Genomic DNA, 19329 nt, shown 5'->3' with positions numbered 1-19329 from the left:
AGCTCACTTGTTGCAGCCTTCGCTATGGTCTGGCCACAGGTTTCCCCGAACGCCTCGGTAAACGAACCCAAGCATAACAACCGACGGCACGCAGACAGTGGTGCGCGGGTCGGGCGCGATCGCTTTCCACCTTAGCTTATCGTCGCCGTCGCCTAAAGAAGGAGCGCGAAAGCTGACGGGAGCGAGATTTTCGTCGGTTGGTCCCGCCCGCTTCTGCGGCATTCATCCCTGAGCCGTGCGTCCGAGCGGCAGCGTCGGTGTTCTCCATCCGCTCCCGATAGCTCAAGTCGCGCAGTCGCCCCGTAAGATCCGTTTCGCTGCGCTGCGACTTTCTTGAAAATAAGCTGGAACCAAAGCAAAAGGTAGAGGTTCGTTAAAAAGACGCGGCCGCCTAGACCTCCCCAGAGGCAAGATCGCCCCTCTCGATCGCTGCGTTACCTCGTGAAAAATGCCTTCGGCTCGATCTCCTCCAGCCGGAGGCATTTTGACCTGGACAGGCAGCCTTCAGGCTACATGTTGGCGGCTTTGAGAGCGGTCTCCTGCACCAACCACCAAACCGGCAGACAGGCCAGTGCAATAGCAACCAACCAAACAGAAGCGAACTTTATGAGGTATTGCCGGCGTGCCTTGGCCTCGCTCCACTCGTAGTACATGTGCATTCTCCCTCCCAGCCGCACTCCTTTACGCAAGGAGAGGCAGCTGTGGTCTTTGCGGCGAAACTCCCGGCATGCCTGTTTCACAATAGAGAAAGGGATTTTCCGCAGCCGCAACCTGTCTTCGTCCCAAGGAATTTGCCGTCGTCAACACGATTTCGCCTACGTGGCCGAAGCGAAGCCAGGCTTAACGCGAACCGCTTAGGGGGACGTTTCTGACGCTGGTGATCTTTTCTGTGGTCGGCCTGAACGTCTGAAAAAGGGAGAGTGCCATCGGCGATATCTGGTGGGCGGGAGAAAATGCGCCCCAGGATCTGCCCATAAACCCTATGACGACAAGAACTTCCTAGCAACAAGCAGATCCGTTACCGGTCCGGCATTAGCCCGCCGGCCTGACGAGGCGACGGGCTAACGGATCTTATTTAGCTGCGTTGGCGACGCGATGTCCGGCGTTCTGGGTGGCGTTCACAGTGTTGGCTGTGTCCTGGCCCATCCCCCGAATGGTGTTGCCGCAGGATGACAGCGTTATGGCAAGGGTAAGTGTTGCGATCATTGCACAAGCGATTTTCATGGAAAGACCCCGGTTTCGTAGTAACCACCCTATAACCGTCTGGAGTGTTCAAGGTTCCCAAGACTGGGTCGATATCAGAACGCGCACCTCGATAGACATCTTAGCGCGAGCTCGAATGAACCAACGGCAGTTCTCAGCGTTTCCGTTCAAAAGGAGAACGCTATGCGCTTGACCATGGAAGGAGACTATCATCGCGCCGTCGGCGATATTGACGCGCTTGATGAACTCGAGCGGGCTAATGCTCTTGTCGATGAGTACCTCCGATTTGTCAAAGCGAACGATATCCGCAAGCAGGTGGTCGATGAAATTGAGTTGCCCATCCCAAAGCTGGGGCTTGTGAAGGCTTTCTGCGTCGCTATTGCCGCCGAACACCGCCCCGATACACGCGCGCTCCTGATCAGGGCAGGCCTCGCTCTTGCCCAATATCAACCGGCAATCGGCCCCCGTATCTTGATAGAGGCACAGCATCATTGCCGCGCTGAGCGATCGAGGATGTCTGCTCGCCGCCTGGAAAACATCCTGTTCACGGTCGCGGAAGAACGAGTACGGCTCGGGGATCTCTTTCTGGCCGTGGTGAAACGTTGCCTCCATTGACGTCCAGACAGACCCATGAGAGGCGCGTCGACGGGTTTTGCGCCAGTGGTTTGTTCAAGTTGGATGCGTGAGGTTCTTTCTGTCGAGGAGGTATAGAAGCTGTGCTTGCGGATCGATGCCGCTGCGTCTTCCAAGAGTTCGTTGATAGCGAAACGCAAAGTCAAGGCAGTGATGTCGATGTCAAAGACCTGATTGCTGCCTTTGAAGATGGGACTATCGCTGCGAAGTCCAGACTGGATACAGGCTACTGTCCTTACAGCGCCTCGAAGGAACCCTCCAGTTTCCTGGCTTGGTTGGCGGGCTTCCGGTGCTGTTCGGGTGCCAGCGTGAGCTAACTATCGGAGAGGTGTTGGCTGCGGTTGCGTAGAGCGGACACGGAGCGAGGGAGCATGGCCGGTACGATATGGCAGGTCTTGACGGTCGGCTACTCTACTCGGACCATCACCGAATTCGTGGAACTCCTGAGGGTTGCCGACAGGGATCTTGTGCAGCAAAGCTCGAATACGAAAGCTGCAAGCGGGTCGAATGCGGGCAGTTTCTGACGACTGGCCTGCCTTTGCCGGAGCACGGTCACGTTCGTCAGGCAACAGCCTGGGAAGGGCGACATTTGGAAATCGGCCGGCGCACTGGCAATCAAATGCTGTATCCGTTGGCTAGGCGAGATGGCGGCCCCAAAGCGCGAGCATCATGACGGCAACGAGGCTGGCTGCGTGCGGCAGCAGCGCCAGTGTCCATCCCCATTCTGACAGGACCAGCAACACGTCCGCAAACGGTATCAGGGCAATCGCGAAAAGAGAAACGGTGGCGGCGGGCATCGAGATCGACGGGGCAGCCAATAGCCAGGAGCCGGTTGCGAGATCTCGAGCAGCTAACGCGCGCAGGAAGAGCGGGTCAGCAATACCGGTCATGGGCGCGGCAAACAGCAACGCGCCTATCGACGGTTCGATGAGAATGAGGATGCCGAGACCGAGCAATGCGAGGCCCAGTGCCCGCACCAGAGGTCTCCACCATCTCGATCGTTGCATGATGTTCGCCATTCTTGGGATCCTCCTGCCGGTCGGCGACCGGGCCGCTGGTCAAGCGGCCTGTCTCGTCGCCTTTGCCAGACGCTTGATCGCCTGCTCGAGAGATCGCTGCCCATCGCAATAGTCCTGCCAGGCATTCGTCTTGGCAAGCAGCGTCGGCACGGTGCGGATGGTAAAACGTTTCGGATCGAGATCGGTTTTGACCTGGCTCCAGGTCAGCGGCATCGACACCGTAGCGCCTGGCCGCGCCCGTGGCGACAGAGGAGCGACGGCGGTCGCCATCCGGTCATTTCGCAAATAGTCGAGGAAGATGCGGCCGTTGCGCTGGTTCTTCGCCATCTTGATAAGGTAAAGTTCTGGATTGTCGCGAGCCATGTGCAGGCAGACGTCATGGGCAAATCCCTTCGCCTCGGCCCAGATCAGCTTCTTGCCTTTCGGCACAGCAAGCGGCGTGATGACGTGCAATCCCTTACCCCCAGTTGTCTTGCAGAAGCTGACGAGCCCGAGTTCTTCTAGTCGGTCGCGCATTTCGCGAGCTGCCTTGACAACGGTCGCGAAGGAGACATCCGGGCCAGGATCGAGGTCAAAGACAAGGCGGCCCGGTACTTCCGGCTGCCTAGGTTCGCAATTCCATGGATGCAGCTCGACCCCGCCGATCTGGGCAATGGCGGCCAGGCCTTCGATCCGATCGACCTGGAGATAGGGCTTCTTGTCGCCAAATACCTTGACCAGCTCCAGAAGATTCGAGGTGCCGAGCATCGCGTGGCGCTGGAAAAATTGCTCGCCGCCAATGCCATCCGGCGAACGGATTATCGAGCACGGCCGTCCCTTGATATGGTCGATCATCCAGGAACCGACCGCTTCGTAATAGCGGGCGAGATCGGCCTTCGACACCGGTTCGCCGTCGTTGGCATCCGGCCAGAGCGACTTGTCGGGGTTGGAGATCAAAACGCCCATGACATCTTCCTTGCCACCTTTGCGGAGGCGCTTGGCCTCTTGTTTCGGCTTGGCAGATGTCGCTGGATCGGGAGTGCCTGCCTTATCGGGCGCGGCGGGCTTCTCGGCGACGACCTCCGTTGCAGGCTTGTCCTCACGAAGACCCTTGAAGGCCGCCTGCCGGACAAGCCCGTCGGCGGTCCAGCCGGCAAACTCAATCTCGGCCACCAACTCCGGCTTCACCCAGACAATCTCCGCGTCCTTCTTCGGCGCACCCATGCCGGTAAATGGCGATCGGTTCGTTTCCAATGCGCGCAGCTTGGGCAGAAGCGTCTCGATCTTGCTTGCACCATATCCCGTCCCGACACGTCCCACATAGACGAAATGGTCGCCCCGATTGACACCAACAAGCAGCGAGCGGAATTTGCCGTTTGTCTTTGCATAGGCGCCAACGACCACCTCGTGCCCGGCGCGGCACTTTGACTTGACCCAGGTCTCGGTGCGTCCCGATTGGTAAGCAGCTTCGGCCTGTTTCGAGACAATGCCTTCAAGGGAAAGCTTGCATGCCGATCTTAAGACCGCGTCCCCGCCAGTCTCAAAATGTTCGACGAAACGCAGCCGCGGATCTTCGCCGGCGTCGATGAGCACTCTCTGCAGGCGGCTCTTCCGCTCGCTCAAGGGACGCTGGCGCAGATCTTCCTCGCCCTCAAACATCATGTCGAAGGCAAAGAACACCAGTTCGTCTGTTTTTTCTTCAGATAGCGCTGCCTGAAGTGCTGCGAAATCGGGTGCACCATTTTCATCGAGAGCGCAGATTTCACCGTCGATTATCGCATCAGGAAGACCCGAGGCGGATCCGGCGATCGCCGGGTACTTTGCTGTCCAGTCCAGGCCCTTGCGTGTCTTCAACGTAACGTCGCCGTCATTGACCCGCATCTGGATGCGGTAGCCGTCGAACTTGATTTCGTGGATCCACCCGGCAGCGCCAGGTGGGCGCTCGCGTGTTTCGCATAGCTGCGGCGAAATGAAGTCAGGCATGTTTGACGTTGGTGAAATGGATGACTTTGCTATCTCTGTCGCCTTTGTCTGCCGTCTGGCTTTAGGGCCGGTGGCGCGCTCCTCGGCTGCCAGACCCCGGTCGCTGTCCCACACCGCATCCGCCTGCACGTCAGCGCTTTCCACCATGAACGGCTTCGGTTTTCTTCCCTTGCCGGCAGCAATCGCTGCCATTGTCCGGCCAGAGGCGACCGAGGTTTCATTGTCGTCGAGCACGGCGGCGCCATTCTCCTCGACAGAAAAATCGTCATGATGCTTGATCAACAGCCAGTTGGTCCGTTTGCCGCCGTCACGGTCGTTGCGCATGCGCACCAGCACGAAGCTGCCACGAAGACGTTCGCCCTCCAGGGAAAACTTGAAATCACCTTTTGCCAGAGCTTGTTGCGGGCTCTTGTTGCCCTCCGGCTCCCAATAGCCGCGATCCCATAGCATCACCGTGCCGCCGCCATACTGGCCTTTGGGGATCGTTCCCTCGAAGTCCCCATAGTCGAGGGGATGGTCCTCTACCTCGACAGCCAGCCGCTTGTCTTGCGGATCGAGAGAGGGTCCCTTCGTTACTGCCCAGGATTTGAAGACCCCGTCCAGCTCGAGGCGAAGGTCGTAATGCAGACGCGTGGCATCGTGCTTCTGGATCACGAAGCGCCTCCGGTTCGATGCTCTCAGCTTGGCCTGGCCGCTCGGCTCCTGCGTCTTCTTGAAGTCTCGCTTTTGCTTGTAGGTCGAGAGCTTGTCGCTGGCCATTGTATTCCCCTTACGAATTCGTCGTCCGCCTCTAAAGCGGAGGACAGATCGGCGCGGATCGGCAAGGACAGGAAGGATCTCAACTGGCGCTTCGTGGCGACGAAGCCTTGAACAGCGTCGTGCATCCCCGTCCGTTCCGGCTGACCGGCCGGCGACCTCGCTACCAGAAGCGTGCAAAGGTTGATTTTGTTCCGCTACAGACCGCAGCACATCGCGATCGAGGCTCGCTTTAATCCCCGATCCGTCCGTATTGTTAGTCCTCAAGGTGAGCTAGGCTTCTCACAACAACAGCCTCTCGAAGAGCGGCCTGTCGTCGTCCTGTCGCACGAGAGGGTGCGGTCTTCGTCTATGATGATGATTAAGTGGCGGCCTCGACTCAAATGGGTACTTATCGAGTTCGTCGGGAGGCAACGCGCTGATCTCCAGAGGGAACGGGATGCGAGATGATCCTGCCTTTCGGTGAGCGTGGACATGACTTTCGCCCTCTTCTTGGCGGAAGAGGGCGCCGCATCTCATGGCGCAGGAGCGGCGTGAATGGCTGCCGCAGGTCGTTGATGAACCGACCAACCGCCGGTACTTTCGCGTCCTCCCGTTCCCTTGGCTGGCCACAATCTGCACTCGCTTTTCCAAGCAGCCGGCCAACGGCCGAAAAAGTTCCGCAAATCTGGCTAGTTCGAGCTGGGGCTGGAAGCGCCACGCACCAGTCAGCTGATCCACCACCGCTGCCCAACCCAAAATGACCAAATGGTTGCGGGGGGCCAGAGATCCTGAATAGTTCGAATGAAAGATGCCCGCCACGGGGGAGACGTGCGCGGGCGAGGATGAGGCTACGAGACCAATCTCCAGATCATAGTGGCAAATCGATGGCCCTCGCGGAGCCGAGGCAGGCAGGAGGACAGGCCGGGCGCCGCTTTGGGCGATGATTATTTGATCGCCGACTTTCCAGCGTGCCATGTGGAACACGATCATCTTCAGGAAACTTGACCTGAACTCGCTATTGACCCGGAACGACTGGATTTGCACCGGCTGCCGATGCCGCACCAGTCGCCTCCATGGGCTAATGCGCTGCGATAAGACAAGCTTGACGCCGATGCCCTGCTTTGCAAAACACGATCGCGCCCCCATCAGGGGCGCACCAGGAACGGAATTAGTCCCACAGGAAATCGGGGCCGGTCATCTGGTATGTGAGTTTCAGCGTTCCGTCAGGCTGTACGACGTAGCGTTCGAATACACGATATCCAAATTTGCCCAGGAAGGAATTCTTTACCACGGTTCCAGGTTTATAGCGGGAGTGGACAACCTTGCCCCCGTAGGTGAGGCTGCCGGGAAGCGGTCGCATGCCAGCAGGCGAGCTTGTCGTCGGCTGCGCAGCACAGCCCGCGAGGCTGACTATGATCGCTGCGATCCCGCCAGATAAGCGTATGTCTTTCAGCATTGGTTGCTCCCTTTCTCATTTACACCGGCAATTGCCGTAAAATACATGCCTCACTTGTGGCGATCGCGTGCTGGTTCGCATCTGCGTCCTGTCGTGCCGTCGTCGTCAGGCTGACGGCGCATAGCTTTTTGCCGTGGCGAAAGGCACGGCTTGTCGATCGTCGATCTTCTTCTTCGCTCTCGTCCGGCACGAACAAGAAGCACGAGGATGAGTTCCCGTTACGATGCTTCGACTGGTGCTCCGCATGCTTCACCTCAAGTGCGGCTAGTCGCGGTATGCTCCGCCGCTGGCAGCGAATCGCGTCCACAAAGCGGGTGAGGGCAGATTAACAAGTGGACCGCCCGTTCCTCGAAACGAATATCCCCAGCGGCCAGTGCAAACTTCACTGAGGCGGGGACTAGACGCCTCTGAACTGATCATCTCCCAGGACCAATGTCTCCAATTGGAAGACAGCGTTCCTTCGTGGCGTCCGGTGCTCCGCTTCACCACCGCGTCCGATGAGCTCGCGTTTCGTACCTGAGCATCGGTGTCCATCCCGGATCTGACAAGCTGTTCGACCTTGTCGCTCTTTAAATCCGGCTCGCCAGCACTGTACGGAGCCGTACAGCATCCTTTCGACGCAGGACGAGTTTCCTTCTCATTGTCGGCCGCGAGCGACCATGCAAATGCTCCGCCCGAAAAGCCGAAGCTGGATCGGTTGCCTAAAGCAGGGATGTGCGGATCGCCTCATCCAGGCGTCTCGGCTGGCAACGGACAAGCGCGCAAGACGAAGCAAACATGCAAGCGGAGGATTATTAAAGAGCGGACCCTCGGGAACACCAGCCGCTCGTCCTATTGACCCTCTTGCCGGCATTGATTTCAGGAGAGTGACATGACGGACTATGACCCTTACGGATCAACAAAGAGGTCAACCGAATATGAAGCTCAAGGAAAGCGTGGGGGGCGAGCCGGGACAGCCCGCTCGCTCTGGGCAATCGCAATCGCGGCCATTTTTGTGGGAGCCGTGTTTGCTTGGGTGGCGTTGCTGCAGGGTCAGCTAACCGACCCTGCTCCTGCAGGACCTTCTCAATCTAGGATCCCGTTGGAGGGAGGAGGGGCTCAGAACTGAGGTGGAAACCACATTGGACGAACCACGATCCCTTTCAAACCTGGTTCGTTTCTGTGCGCAATCGCCGCGGTATCGGCCGCCGCCCGTACCTGCCGTCGGCCGCAGCAGGTTCGCTCTCTGGATCTGCGAGAGTTCCTGCTGGCCCGCCGCGCAGCTTTCGCGTGGCAAATAAACAAAGTCAACGAAGGATCGTCAGTCGGCGCGACCCTTCATCAGTCACTGCTTTCTTGGCGGGCAAGGGATTGGCCAGATCATATTCGATTGAAGCTTGATCCCAATGATCGGCTTCGTGGCCAAAGGGCCGCCCGGCATGTTCCCATAGATCGTATGCCCGTCTAGCGATCCAGTCGTCACGATCCTGGTTGAACAATTCCATCAACTTCTGTTCTTCTTTTTATCTCGGTATTTCCGATCGGCAAGAGCTTCTCCTTTCTCGTCAGGCCGCGGAGCCAATTCTGTTGCTCGCTTTCCTCGATGAGGCGCTAGAGGCTGGTATACTCTTCGTGCTTGTCTCCGATTGGTTTGACTTGTTCACCGCGATCTCCACTAGCTTTTATTTTTGTCGTAGTGACGTATCTATTTCGAACTTCCAGAGTGTGACCTTGGTTCCCTTCGAGCGCACGCTCGAACGACCAATCGACGCGCGCCCTGGGATCGCCTCGTGTGCGGCAGCTCGATTATAGCGGTCTCATTCATGGCAAAATCTCATATCCTGCCGAATAAAAAACCGACGATCAGGGCGCAGGCCACAGCGCCGAAAGGGTGTTCCCTAATCCGGGCGCGGGCATCATCCACCAGGCCTTCGCTTCTTGCGCGCAGGACGCGGGCGGACGCCGAACCAATCTCGGCAACGCTCTCCCGCAGCCTGCTTACCTCGGCGCGGAGAGCTTCCAGTTCTTCGTCCGGCGATACGCTCGCTGACACGCGGTCATGATCTCGTACGCTCGCAAGAGCAAGATCGACAAGGGGAGCGACATCGTCGCGAACAAGGTTGCCGGGTGGTGCGAACTGGAAGGGTTCAGCTTGGGACGAAACGTTCGGCGATCGTGGTTGAGATGCCGGGGAAGTCTCTTCCGGGCCTTTTTCAGGTTTATAGACGGGTATCGCCCGGTGCTCGGTACCGTCCTGCTCCAAGTCAACGACCGCTGGAACTTTGTCCATATGTGCCTCCTGGCTTGCTCGGTGACGGCGCAGTTGAAAGCCCCGTCCCATCACGTCATGAACAGCCTTGACGATGCAGAGTTCCAAAGAAGCTGAAGAGCGTAGAGATGAAAGAAGAACAGGCCACGGGAGCGGTGAAGATAACTGATCGGCGCATTCACGCCACGGCTAAAGGTATGGGTCGCAACCGTCACGAAAGACAGCATGCTCAACCGAATTATCCGACACGATAAATGCCTTTAAAGAAGGTGTCGCGCACTCGCAGGCAACTGTACGTTCTCGTACCGGAACCGGCCACCGCTCTTGTCGTTTCAATCTCTTCGCCAGAGATCCTGAATGAGCGAAGGGTGTGGCGACATCTCGTCCTTTGATCGCGAAAGGCATAACCGGTGGCGATATCACTCTACGACCTGACCAGGGCATCATCATCAAGGTTGGGGGCGCCGCCCCCCGGCGAACGCAGGAGATCGGACATGACGAAGGTCGCGCTGGTGACGGGAGCAGGATCGGGTATTGGCAAGGCGACAGCCGTCCTGCTGGCTTCTCGCGGATATAAGGTTGGCGTGCTTGGTCACACAGAGGCCGAAATCGCTGTCACCACGCATGAGATCGGCGCACGCGGCGGTGAAGCCATACTGCTAAAGGCCGACATCTCCAACGAACAGGAGATGCGGAATGCCGTCGACGGTCTCGTCGCACAGGCCGGCAGGCTCGATGCTGTTGTCGCCAATGCCGGCATCAATGGCGTGTGGGCGCCGATCGATGATCTGACGCTCGAGGAATGGAACCGCACCATCGCGATCAACCTCACGGGCACCTTCCTGACGATCCACACGACGGTGCCTCACTTGAAGCGTGCGGGGGGTGGCGCAATCGTCGTCGTGTCCTCGATCAATGGAACGCGAACATTTACGACGCCGGGCGCAACGGCCTATACGGCGACCAAGGCAGGGCAGGTGGCGATGGTGCAGCAGCTCGCACTTGAACTAGCCCGCCATCATATAAGGATCAACGCCGTCTGCCCCGGTGAAATCGAGACGAACATCGAAAGCAATACGGACCTTCGCCAGGAGGAGGAGACGGCGATACCGGTTGTCTGGCCCGAAGGGCAAGTCCCGATCACGGGGGGAAGGCCCGGCAGAAGCAGGGATGTCGCCTCCGTAATCGCCTTTCTCGCGTCAGATGATGCCCGCCACATGACCGGTTCACCGGTCTGGGTCGATGGCGGCCAGGGCCTCTTGCGATAAGGTAGGCGCCCGCGCTACGCGATTTCCGATAGCGGTTCGTGCTGCTTTGTTGACGGCTCTGTCCCGACAGGGCGCGGCGGCAAAAACTGTCTTTTCCTCAGGTTCGTGCTCCACCCTCCACAGAGAGCGGGCTACATGTTCAAAAGCCGGGTTGTTATAGATCACACGCTTGAGCTTCGCGATCTAACGGACAGCCCGGAAGGAAAGCAAACCGGCCACTGGTACGCGTAACGGCATCATGAGAAGCAATCGAAGCCCCCTCTGCATCAGCTCGCTGTGACCGCTTGAACGGCCTTGGCCGCACCAAATATGCGAGGCTGGCCACCCATTTGCCACATTCAATAGTAACGCAACCATTGCCACCCATAGCGTCTGAACCTTCATTCTGCGCTCCTCCCGGGCGGGGCTTTCATGGGTGTTGTTCTCGCGCCGCCTCAAAAGACACATCTCGCTTACCGATAGACCCGCAGCCGTTCTTTCCAATAATGCCGCCATCCACCATCGATGGTGCGAGGGCCATGACTTATGAACACGTTGCCTGCGGTCTTAACCGCGGAGCCTTGTTCAAATTGCAATTTCGGCGCCAGCCAACTGCTCACATAAGACACCAGATGAGGCGACATGCGGTTGAGTATGTCGAGCAGGTATCCGTACCCCCCGGCTATCGTTTCCGCCCTCGGCTGAACAGCAAGGCCGACAATCGTTCGGGCGACAACCTGCGTCCTGTAAAGCGGCACGATCGAACGTACGGGTCGGCCCATGACATTTGCGGCTTTCTGGTAGATGGGCGTGTCGATAGCCACCGGAAGCACCGTGCAGACATGAATACCCGGATGGTGCGCGAGCTCCTGGCGCAGCCCTGCCGAAAACCCGCGGATGGCAAACTTGCTGGCGACATAGGCGCTGAGATAGGGCTCCGCGAACATTGACAGCATCGAGCCGACGTTGACGAGCGTGCCTCGGTTATTCTGCTTCTGAAACGTTTTGATCGCGGCGCGCGATCCATGGACGGTTCCGATGAGATTGACGTCGATGACCCGACGAAACATATCCGCCGGCAGTTCCGAGAAGGGTCCGAACGCTAGGACTGCCGCGCAGTTTATCCACAAGTCAATCCTGCCGAACGCGGTGACAGCAAGGGATGCGAGATCATCGACTTGTCTCTCGTCCGAGACATCAGTCGACCGGAACTCGACGCTCGCGCCCAGTTCGATGCATTCAGCGGCGACAGTTTCAAGTGTCGAACGATCGCGCGCTGCAAGAATCAGTCGGTCCCCGCGAGCGGCAAATGCGACGGCCGTTGCACGTCCTATGCCGCTGGATGCGCCGGTAATGACGATGGCTCGGTGGTCTTTTGAGGTCGCGCTCATCTAACTCAAGGCTCCGAGACGCTTGAGCTGAGGGTGGCTGGCCCAAGCCTTTTGCAAGCCTCGGCTACTAGCCAACCGGGCTGTACCGTGACGCCGATGTTGTCCACGATATCCTTCTCATTTAGAGGGCTGTTGAGGAGCACGACAACAGAGTGGCGCGCGCCGCAAGGCAGCCACGAGGGTCTGAGTACGACAGATTCGCCGCACGATCCGCGCATCGAACCTCAACTATCAGCAAAAGTTCCAATGCTTTTGTGGCCGCTCGGGATAGTGCTCGCCCGTGCAATTCTGCTTGTGTGATGAGGCCGGGACTTCGCGCTCTCCATGTCAACGCAATGCTCCCACCGGGGCCTTGCGTCTTGACGGGCCGTTGCTGGCCGTCTCCAAGCCGTCTGCGAGAACAATACCGCATCGAGAATTGTGAGCAGGGTCGAACCGCAAGCGCTGTTGGGTAGAGGTCTCCTCCCTCTGGTGAAATTGCAAAAGCCATCGCCGCCAAGAAGCCGGGCGGTCCTCACGGAAACGCGACGGCCCCAAACGAAGACACCCCGCGTAGCTGCCTGGATTGCTGCACTGGCAGAGCGGCGAGCCAGCGCATCTTACGGTCGCCATTCCTGATCGTTGCGCCGGTCAAGTTCGCGGTCGAGATAATAGGCTGCACTGATTAGGGCCAGATGCGTGAACGCTTGCGGGAAATTGCCAAGCAAATCTCCGCGAACATCGAATTCCTCTGCGTAGAGTCCGAGATCATTGGCGTAATTGAGGACGGATTCAAACACGCGGCGGGCCTTCTTCAGGTCCCCGGCTCGCGCAAGGCATTCAGCATACCAGAAAGAGCAAGCTGAAAATGCGCCTTCCCTGCCTCTCAACCCATCCGCGTTCTTGTAGCGATAAACCACGCCGTCATCGGCCAAGGTTTTTCCAATGGCATCGAGGGTCGCGAGCCATCGAGGATCCGTTGCGCTGACAAAGCGCACCAGCGGCATCAGCAACAGGGAAGCATCGAGACTATCTCCACCCCTGGTCTGGACAAAATGCCCTTTCTCCTCGTTCCAGAAGTTCGCCCAGATATCCTCGTATATATCGTTGCGGACATCGATCCACTTGCTGAAGGGCGCGGCAAGAGATCGTTTGCTCGCAAGTCGGATTGCACGGTCAACGGCAACCCAGCACATCAGCCGGGAATGGAGAAAGTGCTGCGGCTCGCGGCGCATTTCCCAGATGCCGGCGTCCGCGTCTCGCCAATGTTGGCAGACGTAGTCGATCACTTCGCGCACGCCGTTCCAGCCATCGTGCGAGATAGCGTGGCCGTATTTGTTGCTCAGGTAGATCGCATCCATTAGCTCGCCATATATATCGAGCTGGAACTGTTCTGCTGCCCCGTTGCCGATCCGCACGGGACGTGACCCTCCATAACCGGACAGGCTATCCAGGCTGATCTCGTCAGGCACCTGGCTGCCATCGACGGCATACATGATGTCGAGTTTGCCACCGGCGCCACATTTCATGGCGCGCTTGCCGATCCAGGAATTAAAGGCTTCAGCCTCCTGCCTGTAGCCGAGGCGCATTAAGGCATAGACGGTGAAGGAAGCGTCGCGGATCCAGGTTGCGCGGTAGTCCCAGTTTCGAGTGCCGCCGAACGCTTCCGGCAAGCCGAACGTTCCCGCAGCGACGATAGAGCCGTGACGCCGCGACGTCATCAATTTCAGCGACAGGGCGGATCTGATGACCATTTCCCGCCAGCGGCCACGATACGTGGATTTCGCGGCCCAATCCTGCCAGAAGGTGATGGTGGCATTTTCGAAGTCATCGATCTCCGGGATCGCGATTTGCCCGTCATCGATGCTCGAAAGAATGAAATCGGCCGTTTCACCGGCCACGAACCTACCGCTGGCGCGGACGGCGGTAGCATCGGCCGTGAGCGCAAAGTTCGCAGAGAGACGGAAGCCTTGAGCTTGCGACGGCCGCCACAACGCAACGGTTTCGTCGACATCGGGCGCCACCGGTTCGCGGGCGTAGTCGAAACGCGGTGCGCAGTGCATCGTAAAGAGAACTTCGCCACGTGTTGCCCGAAGCCGGCGCCCAACCGTCGTCGGGCTATCGCTGTCGCTGTCCCTTACAGCCATGAAATCGGTCAATTCGGCACTTGCATCCTTGCCCATCCAACGCGTGAGCAAGACGTTCGTATCCGGCAGATATTGCTGCGTCACCCGCGCGTCCTCGATCTCGGGGCGAAGTTCGAAGACACCGCCGCGCTCCGGGTCGAGAAGGCCCGCAAAAATCGTCGGGCTGTCGAAATTCGGCCAGCACATGAAATCGATGGCACCGTCCTTGGCAATCAACGCCATCGTGGCGAGATCGCCGATAACACCGTGATCCGAAATCGGCCTCGGCACAGTGACTTCTCTACGGGATTGCGGCGACAGGCGATTGGATTTCGTTCGCGGATCCATGAAGTGCTCCATGCAAACCACGAGGAAACGCATGATAGACCAGATGGGTCCCGGGATCGCGGCTCCAGTCCGGATTTGAAAGAACAACCTGACCAATCAGCAATCAGAGTGACCAGAGAGATTGGGCTTAGCTGAAATCGACCCTTATTGGTCAGTGAGTTTCCAACTGTCACCGGACGGGCAGGCAACGCCGTTGAAGCGCGTTATTCGAGCGATTGCCGGCTGGTCACAAAACCGCGGCGTCCATTCCGACCGTCGATGCTGGCATCGATCTCTTCAATGACACCCACGCTGCCCGTTGATGGATTGGCCCAGGCCAGCGCGGTTGCGCCGACAGGACTACGTCCGACGGTATTTGCAATCACTGCTTGATCGGCCGGCGCAAGCAGCGGCACCCGTGCGAGCGGCGTCCCAAGAGGCTCAACTTGTGAACATGCCGCCAGAGCCGCGCCCGTGGCCGTGGCCGTGATGAAATGCTTCGGATTCATCTGCTAGATAAATCGTTTCGCCCATTGCACGTCACTATTATTGCGATGGCTTATGAGTAACCGACCACAACGGTCGTCGGCAATCTTAGAAGATGACGATGACCCCTGACCCAATTCCGGTTGAGGTGTCGAATGTCCATGACCCGATACCCACAGCGATACGATCCGCGGAACGCCATGAGCGAAAATGTCGTTTGAACAACGCTTGCAGCCTAGTTGAGCTGGAGGTGCTTGGTGGGACCGCGCGGCCTCAGCGCGAACAGAGGAACGGGCGAGAACAGGCCCGCCACGCGATCCCGTCATAAAGACTTGCATACGATCAGTTTGTTCCGCAACGTCGATCGATTTCGCAACGTGGTTGTCGATCGGGGCCTGGGGTAGGATGTTTCGGAGCGAAATCGGTGAGGGTGGCCGACGGTTAAACAGGTGCTTGAGCACTAACGACCAGTAACGACGCTTGATGGACTTTGGCGCAGAATTCGACGTGTGGAAAAGAACTGAACCTTCTTCAGTGAAGCTGTTTATAGGCTCAGCAGGCTGCTGGCGATGCTACCATGGAAGTGCGCCACGCGATGGCCGTTTGTCGGCACTATCCCTTTTCAGTTCATGAATGGTCGCCACAACCGAGGCCACGAACATTGTGGCAATCAGGGCGCTCAAGATTGTCAGCAGAACGAACATCGAGCCTCCTCTCGTTCGAGAAGATAATGGCTGCTTCACATAATTGTTCCCCTACGCGTTTTCGCCTGTCGGTTCTCGGATCGCCTTAATGATCGCGGGGAGTGGCGAGCAGCTCGAACTTGAGTTGTCACGTCCCACGAAGTGATATGTGTACGGCAGCGGACAGTTCCCCGAATTTGGGGAACATCGATGCCCCTCGACCATTGGTGCCGGGAAACATCGCAAAGAGGAAGCAACATGGTCACGATGGTCGGCGAGGAATCTAGTATCAAAGAGCTGGTAACGGATCTGATCTCTCTTGAGCACGACGCGATCGCTGCCTACGAGTCCTGCATGGCTCGGCTTGACAACAGGGAGCTCAGTGCACAAATCGCAATATTCAAACAGGACCATCTACAACACCTTAAGGTGCTTACCGAGATGGCCCGCGAGTTGGGTGTGCAGGCGCCGCCCGGAGGCGATTTGAAGAAGATGCTGACGACTGGCAAGATCGCTCTCGCGGAAGTTATGGGCGATGCCGCCATCCTTAAGGCGATGAAAACGAACGAGGACGATACCGTCACCGCGTATGAGCGTGCAATCCGGCACGAGGATGCCATCCCGGCCACGAAGGCGTTTTTCATGAGTGCACACCTGGATGAGGAACGTCATCGGGCATGGATGAGCACGACGGCGGACACACTATCCTGACTGCCCCACTTCAGAACTATGCCCTTAATCGAGCCGGGGACGGCGACCTGATCGACGTCGACCGCGGTCGTCTCGTTGCGGGACGCTCGGCCAGAACGACAGCGAGCACCATGTGAGCGCCTGCCTTGCCATGGGGCCGAGCCTGGCTTACCCGTGCGCTGCGCGAGAAGGATAGACGGCTTGCGAGGTTCGTCCAGGCAGTTTTTCGTGCTCTGGTTCCGAGGCAGAAAACGGTCCGGCCGCTGCCGCTACAGAGCAATGTATCTGTCGCGACACCAATAGGGATGAACGACATCGTCTTCTTCTTGTGCCCCAAGGCCGTTTGCTGCTGGCGATCCTAGGGCGCCGGCTTCAAACCCTGCCAAGGCAATGCGGGTCAAGGACAAAGGCATCGGCCCATCAGCGTCCTGTTGGGTTATGATCTCGACGAGGAGGACCTCCGGGATGGTCGCGAATTGAGTTGAAAGTTCGGAGGTAATTCGTCCCAGCCGCACGTTTCGTCCTCTATAAAACGCGATGACGGCATTGTCTTCAAAGGCATCAATGACCGCTACGGCCAACGCTCCGGGCAGGCGGGTGATAATGCCACCACTCACGTCAATGCGATGCCCGTCAATTTGGACAAGCCCGCTGCAGCTCCGGGCCCTGAACTGGTAACAGGTCAAATCTTTCCTGAGATATTCTACCGAGAACCGGAATGAAAAGCGCTCGTCGCATGGATAGCTAAGCGCTGATATCTCGGCGAGCGCGTCCTGAAAGGCTGTGCGGGCATCTGTCATCCTCTTCGAACAAGCCTCTACACCGGATGTTCCACAGCGCGCGTCTGCCAGACGATCTAGAGAAACTGAAAAGGCTTTAACTTGAAACCCGTCTTTTGGCTGGGAACTCCATGATGCAACAATGGTTGGCGGCGGATCGAGGGCGAGCAGGGTCATCGCAGCCTGACAGATGCCTGCCGTATCCCGAGGCTATCTCATGTGAAAGAACACCGCGCATGACCGGAGCGTCAGGACGGCGGGACATCGCGGATGCACCTGGCGCTGCGACACTCTCAGCCGCGATAATTATGCTTGGCACTTCACAATCGAGACGGAATTCGCGCGGGTGGCATCTGAACAGGGACCGTGAAAATTTGGAGCGTTCCTCGCACTGGGAGGCGCCGCCGGCTACGACCTCTATCCGCGCTGACAGCGCTGCTGCCTTCCCCCGTTTCGAAACCTGCGCGACCCTGTTTTCGGTCGGGGATGCGAAGTCGCCTCCGTATAGGCCAGCCTCAGTATAAGCCTTTCTCTTGAGCTGCCCCGGTGTTCGAATGGCATGGGACCTTTGCCCAGACCGCCAGCAAGGTGGGCGCGATTGTTGCAGGAAGCCTGCTTCTTGAAGGCGTTGGCGAGTTTCTCGCCTTGACGTCCGAGACGCAGTCTTGATCGACGCTGGAGACGAGTGTCGTATCCAACCGCGGCTCGATCGCGCCTGCTGGACCCGCTGACCAGTACGTGGGGCAGTAGACCAGCACAAGTTACTGGTGTCGCCAATAAAGCACCGACCTACACGCACTTTAGAGCGCAAGGGAGGCTAACCTCCTCTCATTGAGCAGGCGCGTTGGAAGGCGGTGCAGTCGAAGATCCGGCCGGTGGAGAAGGTGCCTTTGGCGACCCCACATCACGGGTGGCAGGGCCGCCAGAAAAAATCACGAAGGCCATAACCGACAGGACCACGATGATCACCAGATCCACAAGGACATTCCTATTCATCACTCTTATCTCCATTGCGCAGGTCGCCAACCATTGCAGGCGTCGCGATCCAGGCGTCCTCATTCCGATGCCGCCCAACCCTGCGCCAGCCCTGGTTGTTTCCGTGCGGTAGCGTACATTTGCGGATACCCTGGCTCGGCGGGCAGCGATCAAGTTCTTTCATGCCGTGAGGCGTGCCTTGCGTGGTACGCAGCGACTCCTTCTCGCCTTGGCGCAGTACTTTCCCACAGCCGCTGCTCGCTCCTGCAGAACGACATAGCATCGGTTCTTTCCCACCCAGGCGTCGGGCACGCTGATCCGCGTCTCGTCAAGCAATTTTACGTCTCAGATCCAAAATAGACCTTCGGTACGGTAGCAGTCCTAGCGGTCTGAGTCGGCGATCTTAGGTTGATCCCAAGCGGCCGGAGTGAAAGAATGCGGTCTCAATCCAAACGACGGGGGTCAGCATGGGGCAGAGTTTAATGCATGGCATTTACACTCCTGGCGACCTTCAGGTGATGCGTGATGTCTTTATCACGGTCAGTTCCGAACCGTGGTTTTCTCAAGGGGCGGCGAATCGGAGAGGCTTTGCGCATTACATCATGCGGATGTACCGACATGGTCTGGTGGAGCGCGACAAGCTGGAAGATCTCTGCCGGATCGCGGCACGGGCAAAATTTGCCTTACACACGGGCCTGGAAGGCTATCGCTTTCTTCTTGTCGAAGACGACTATTACACCGCGTCCGAGGCGATGGAGCGGTTAAGGACCCTTGGAGCTCAAGTGCTCGCGGTTCCCACGATGTCGGCAGCCCTCGAAATTGCAGAGCACGAGTTTGACCTGGATGGGGCGCTGCTCGACGTCAATCTCTCGGGGGAGACGGTTTATCCTGTTGCAGCCTTCCTCGCGATGCGGCAGATCCCCTTCGCCTTCGTGACTGGCTATGACGAAATGTCCCGTCCACCCTTTTATCGCAACGCCAAGGTTTTCACAAAACCAACTGATTGGGCCGCGGCAGCAAGGCACGTTACGGGACGAATGCCAGTCGCCGCGGCGGCATACGGAACCTGACATTGGCGCTGGAAACACCGCCTATGCGAGGAGCCGGGCATCAGGGCAGCCCCCTGGCAGCGAGAAGATCGGTCTCCCTCCATACCGTTCCTACCCGCGACAACAGACATAGCTGATGATGCGCTGGCATGAGCCGGATTGGCGGGGTCGATTGTGGCTCCAATGCTCACGGGAGCGAGTAGGCGATCACGTAGTCGCCCGGCTTGGTGCCGACCGAACCGTGGCCGCCCGCAACCATGACGACATATTGCTTGTTGTCATCGGTCATATAGGTCATCGGCGTTGCCTGACCGCCGGCCGGCAGCCGGGCTTCCCAC

At 58.3% G+C, this 19329-nt stretch carries 16 protein-coding genes; 5 read left to right on the top strand and 11 right to left on the bottom strand.

The genetic code is table 11. The annotated features are described in order from the left end of the window. Positions 1-509: 509 nt before the first annotated feature. Positions 510-653 (bottom strand): hypothetical protein, encoded by a 144-nt coding sequence (locus AC1DF8_RS33845; protein WP_478157106.1) that lies wholly within the window; start codon positions 651-653, stop codon positions 510-512. 418 nt (positions 654-1071) lie between these two features. After that, complete coding sequence (locus tag AC1DF8_RS33840; protein ID WP_246715738.1) at positions 1072-1206, bottom strand: entericidin domain-containing protein; 135 nt, start codon at positions 1204-1206, stop codon at positions 1072-1074. A gap of 180 nt (positions 1207-1386) precedes the next feature. On the opposite strand from AC1DF8_RS33840, the gene AC1DF8_RS33835 reads away from it, so the two are divergent. Then, positions 1387-1818, top strand: coding sequence for a hypothetical protein (locus AC1DF8_RS33835; protein WP_162735872.1), 432 nt, complete (start codon positions 1387-1389; stop codon positions 1816-1818). A 389-nt stretch (positions 1819-2207) separates the two neighbouring features. Further along, a complete protein-coding gene (locus AC1DF8_RS33830; RefSeq protein WP_478157103.1) occupies positions 2208-2360 on the top strand; it encodes a hypothetical protein in 153 nt (50 codons plus the stop codon). A gap of 111 nt (positions 2361-2471) precedes the next feature. On the opposite strand, the gene AC1DF8_RS33825 is transcribed toward AC1DF8_RS33830, so the two are convergent. From AC1DF8_RS33825 to AC1DF8_RS33805, 5 genes are all read right to left on the bottom strand, one after another. Then, positions 2472-2813, bottom strand: coding sequence for a DUF4267 domain-containing protein (locus AC1DF8_RS33825; protein WP_113208577.1), 342 nt, complete (start codon positions 2811-2813; stop codon positions 2472-2474). A gap of 81 nt (positions 2814-2894) precedes the next feature. Beyond that, complete coding sequence (gene ligD, locus AC1DF8_RS33820; RefSeq protein WP_113208576.1) at positions 2895-5576, bottom strand: DNA ligase D; 2682 nt, start codon at positions 5574-5576, stop codon at positions 2895-2897. A 1147-nt stretch (positions 5577-6723) separates the two neighbouring features. After that, positions 6724-7011, bottom strand: a complete 288-nt coding sequence (locus AC1DF8_RS33815; RefSeq protein WP_210301450.1) for a hypothetical protein — start codon at positions 7009-7011, stop codon at positions 6724-6726. 1286 nt (positions 7012-8297) lie between these two features. Next, positions 8298-8495 (bottom strand): DUF2934 domain-containing protein, encoded by a 198-nt coding sequence (locus AC1DF8_RS33810; protein WP_113208574.1) that lies wholly within the window; start codon positions 8493-8495, stop codon positions 8298-8300. A 329-nt stretch (positions 8496-8824) separates the two neighbouring features. After that, positions 8825-9280, bottom strand: a complete 456-nt coding sequence (locus AC1DF8_RS33805) for a DUF883 domain-containing protein (RefSeq protein ID WP_113208573.1) — start codon at positions 9278-9280, stop codon at positions 8825-8827. 473 nt (positions 9281-9753) lie between these two features. Between AC1DF8_RS33805 and AC1DF8_RS33800 the strand changes: the two genes are divergently transcribed. After that, complete coding sequence (locus AC1DF8_RS33800) at positions 9754-10527, top strand: SDR family oxidoreductase (protein ID WP_478157100.1); 774 nt, start codon at positions 9754-9756, stop codon at positions 10525-10527. 452 nt (positions 10528-10979) lie between these two features. Here AC1DF8_RS33800 and AC1DF8_RS33795 read toward each other — a convergent pair whose 3' ends face one another. From AC1DF8_RS33795 to AC1DF8_RS33785, 3 genes are all read right to left on the bottom strand, one after another. Next, positions 10980-11897, bottom strand: coding sequence for an SDR family NAD(P)-dependent oxidoreductase (locus AC1DF8_RS33795; protein ID WP_478157098.1), 918 nt, complete (start codon positions 11895-11897; stop codon positions 10980-10982). 599 nt (positions 11898-12496) lie between these two features. Then, positions 12497-14350 carry a glycoside hydrolase family 15 protein gene (locus tag AC1DF8_RS33790; protein ID WP_113208571.1) on the bottom strand — a complete coding sequence of 618 codons (1854 nt, stop codon included), beginning with the start codon at positions 14348-14350 and terminating at the stop codon, positions 12497-12499. Between the two features lie 203 nt (positions 14351-14553). After that, positions 14554-14838 (bottom strand): RT0821/Lpp0805 family surface protein, encoded by a 285-nt coding sequence (locus tag AC1DF8_RS33785; RefSeq protein WP_478157096.1) that lies wholly within the window; start codon positions 14836-14838, stop codon positions 14554-14556. A 918-nt stretch (positions 14839-15756) separates the two neighbouring features. Between AC1DF8_RS33785 and AC1DF8_RS33780 the strand changes: the two genes are divergently transcribed. Beyond that, positions 15757-16209 (top strand): ferritin-like domain-containing protein, encoded by a 453-nt coding sequence (locus AC1DF8_RS33780; RefSeq protein ID WP_113208570.1) that lies wholly within the window; start codon positions 15757-15759, stop codon positions 16207-16209. A gap of 248 nt (positions 16210-16457) precedes the next feature. Here the strand turns inward: AC1DF8_RS33780 and AC1DF8_RS33775 are convergent, their stop codons facing one another. Then, on the bottom strand, positions 16458-17144 hold the full coding sequence (locus tag AC1DF8_RS33775; RefSeq protein WP_478157094.1) for a hypothetical protein: 687 nt from the start codon (positions 17142-17144) through the stop codon (positions 16458-16460). A gap of 1280 nt (positions 17145-18424) precedes the next feature. Here AC1DF8_RS33775 and AC1DF8_RS33770 point away from each other — a divergent pair. Then, complete coding sequence (locus AC1DF8_RS33770; protein WP_478157092.1) at positions 18425-19012, top strand: response regulator; 588 nt, start codon at positions 18425-18427, stop codon at positions 19010-19012. Positions 19013-19329: the final 317 nt, after the last annotated feature.

The sequence above is a fragment of the Rhizobium sp. 05N49 genome (assembly GCF_056396805.1).
The sequence above is the reverse complement of the archived record's forward strand: the minus strand, read 5'-3'. Positions and strand labels throughout refer to the sequence as shown.

What these genes read in the sequence shown, in the direction of transcription:
- AC1DF8_RS33780 (WP_113208570.1), top strand. Translation starts at nt 15,757, where the DNA reads ATGGTCACGATGGTCGGCGAGGAATCTAGTATCAAAGAGCTGGTAACG.
- AC1DF8_RS33800 (WP_478157100.1), top strand. Translation starts at nt 9,754, where the DNA reads ATGACGAAGGTCGCGCTGGTGACGGGAGCAGGATCGGGTATTGGCAAG.
- AC1DF8_RS33805 (WP_113208573.1), bottom strand. Translation starts at nt 9,280, where the DNA reads ATGGACAAAGTTCCAGCGGTCGTTGACTTGGAGCAGGACGGTACCGAG.
- AC1DF8_RS33815 (WP_210301450.1), bottom strand. Translation starts at nt 7,011, where the DNA reads ATGCTGAAAGACATACGCTTATCTGGCGGGATCGCAGCGATCATAGTC.
- AC1DF8_RS33790 (WP_113208571.1), bottom strand. Translation starts at nt 14,350, where the DNA reads ATGGATCCGCGAACGAAATCCAATCGCCTGTCGCCGCAATCCCGTAGA.
- AC1DF8_RS33795 (WP_478157098.1), bottom strand. Translation starts at nt 11,897, where the DNA reads ATGAGCGCGACCTCAAAAGACCACCGAGCCATCGTCATTACCGGCGCA.
- AC1DF8_RS33835 (WP_162735872.1), top strand. Translation starts at nt 1,387, where the DNA reads ATGCGCTTGACCATGGAAGGAGACTATCATCGCGCCGTCGGCGATATT.
- ligD (WP_113208576.1), bottom strand. Translation starts at nt 5,576, where the DNA reads ATGGCCAGCGACAAGCTCTCGACCTACAAGCAAAAGCGAGACTTCAAG.
- AC1DF8_RS33810 (WP_113208574.1), bottom strand. Translation starts at nt 8,495, where the DNA reads ATGGAATTGTTCAACCAGGATCGTGACGACTGGATCGCTAGACGGGCA.
- AC1DF8_RS33840 (WP_246715738.1), bottom strand. Translation starts at nt 1,206, where the DNA reads ATGATCGCAACACTTACCCTTGCCATAACGCTGTCATCCTGCGGCAAC.
- AC1DF8_RS33775 (WP_478157094.1), bottom strand. Translation starts at nt 17,144, where the DNA reads ATGACCCTGCTCGCCCTCGATCCGCCGCCAACCATTGTTGCATCATGG.
- AC1DF8_RS33830 (WP_478157103.1), top strand. Translation starts at nt 2,208, where the DNA reads ATGGCCGGTACGATATGGCAGGTCTTGACGGTCGGCTACTCTACTCGG.
- AC1DF8_RS33845 (WP_478157106.1), bottom strand. Translation starts at nt 653, where the DNA reads ATGTACTACGAGTGGAGCGAGGCCAAGGCACGCCGGCAATACCTCATA.
- AC1DF8_RS33785 (WP_478157096.1), bottom strand. Translation starts at nt 14,838, where the DNA reads ATGAATCCGAAGCATTTCATCACGGCCACGGCCACGGGCGCGGCTCTG.
- AC1DF8_RS33770 (WP_478157092.1), top strand. Translation starts at nt 18,425, where the DNA reads ATGCATGGCATTTACACTCCTGGCGACCTTCAGGTGATGCGTGATGTC.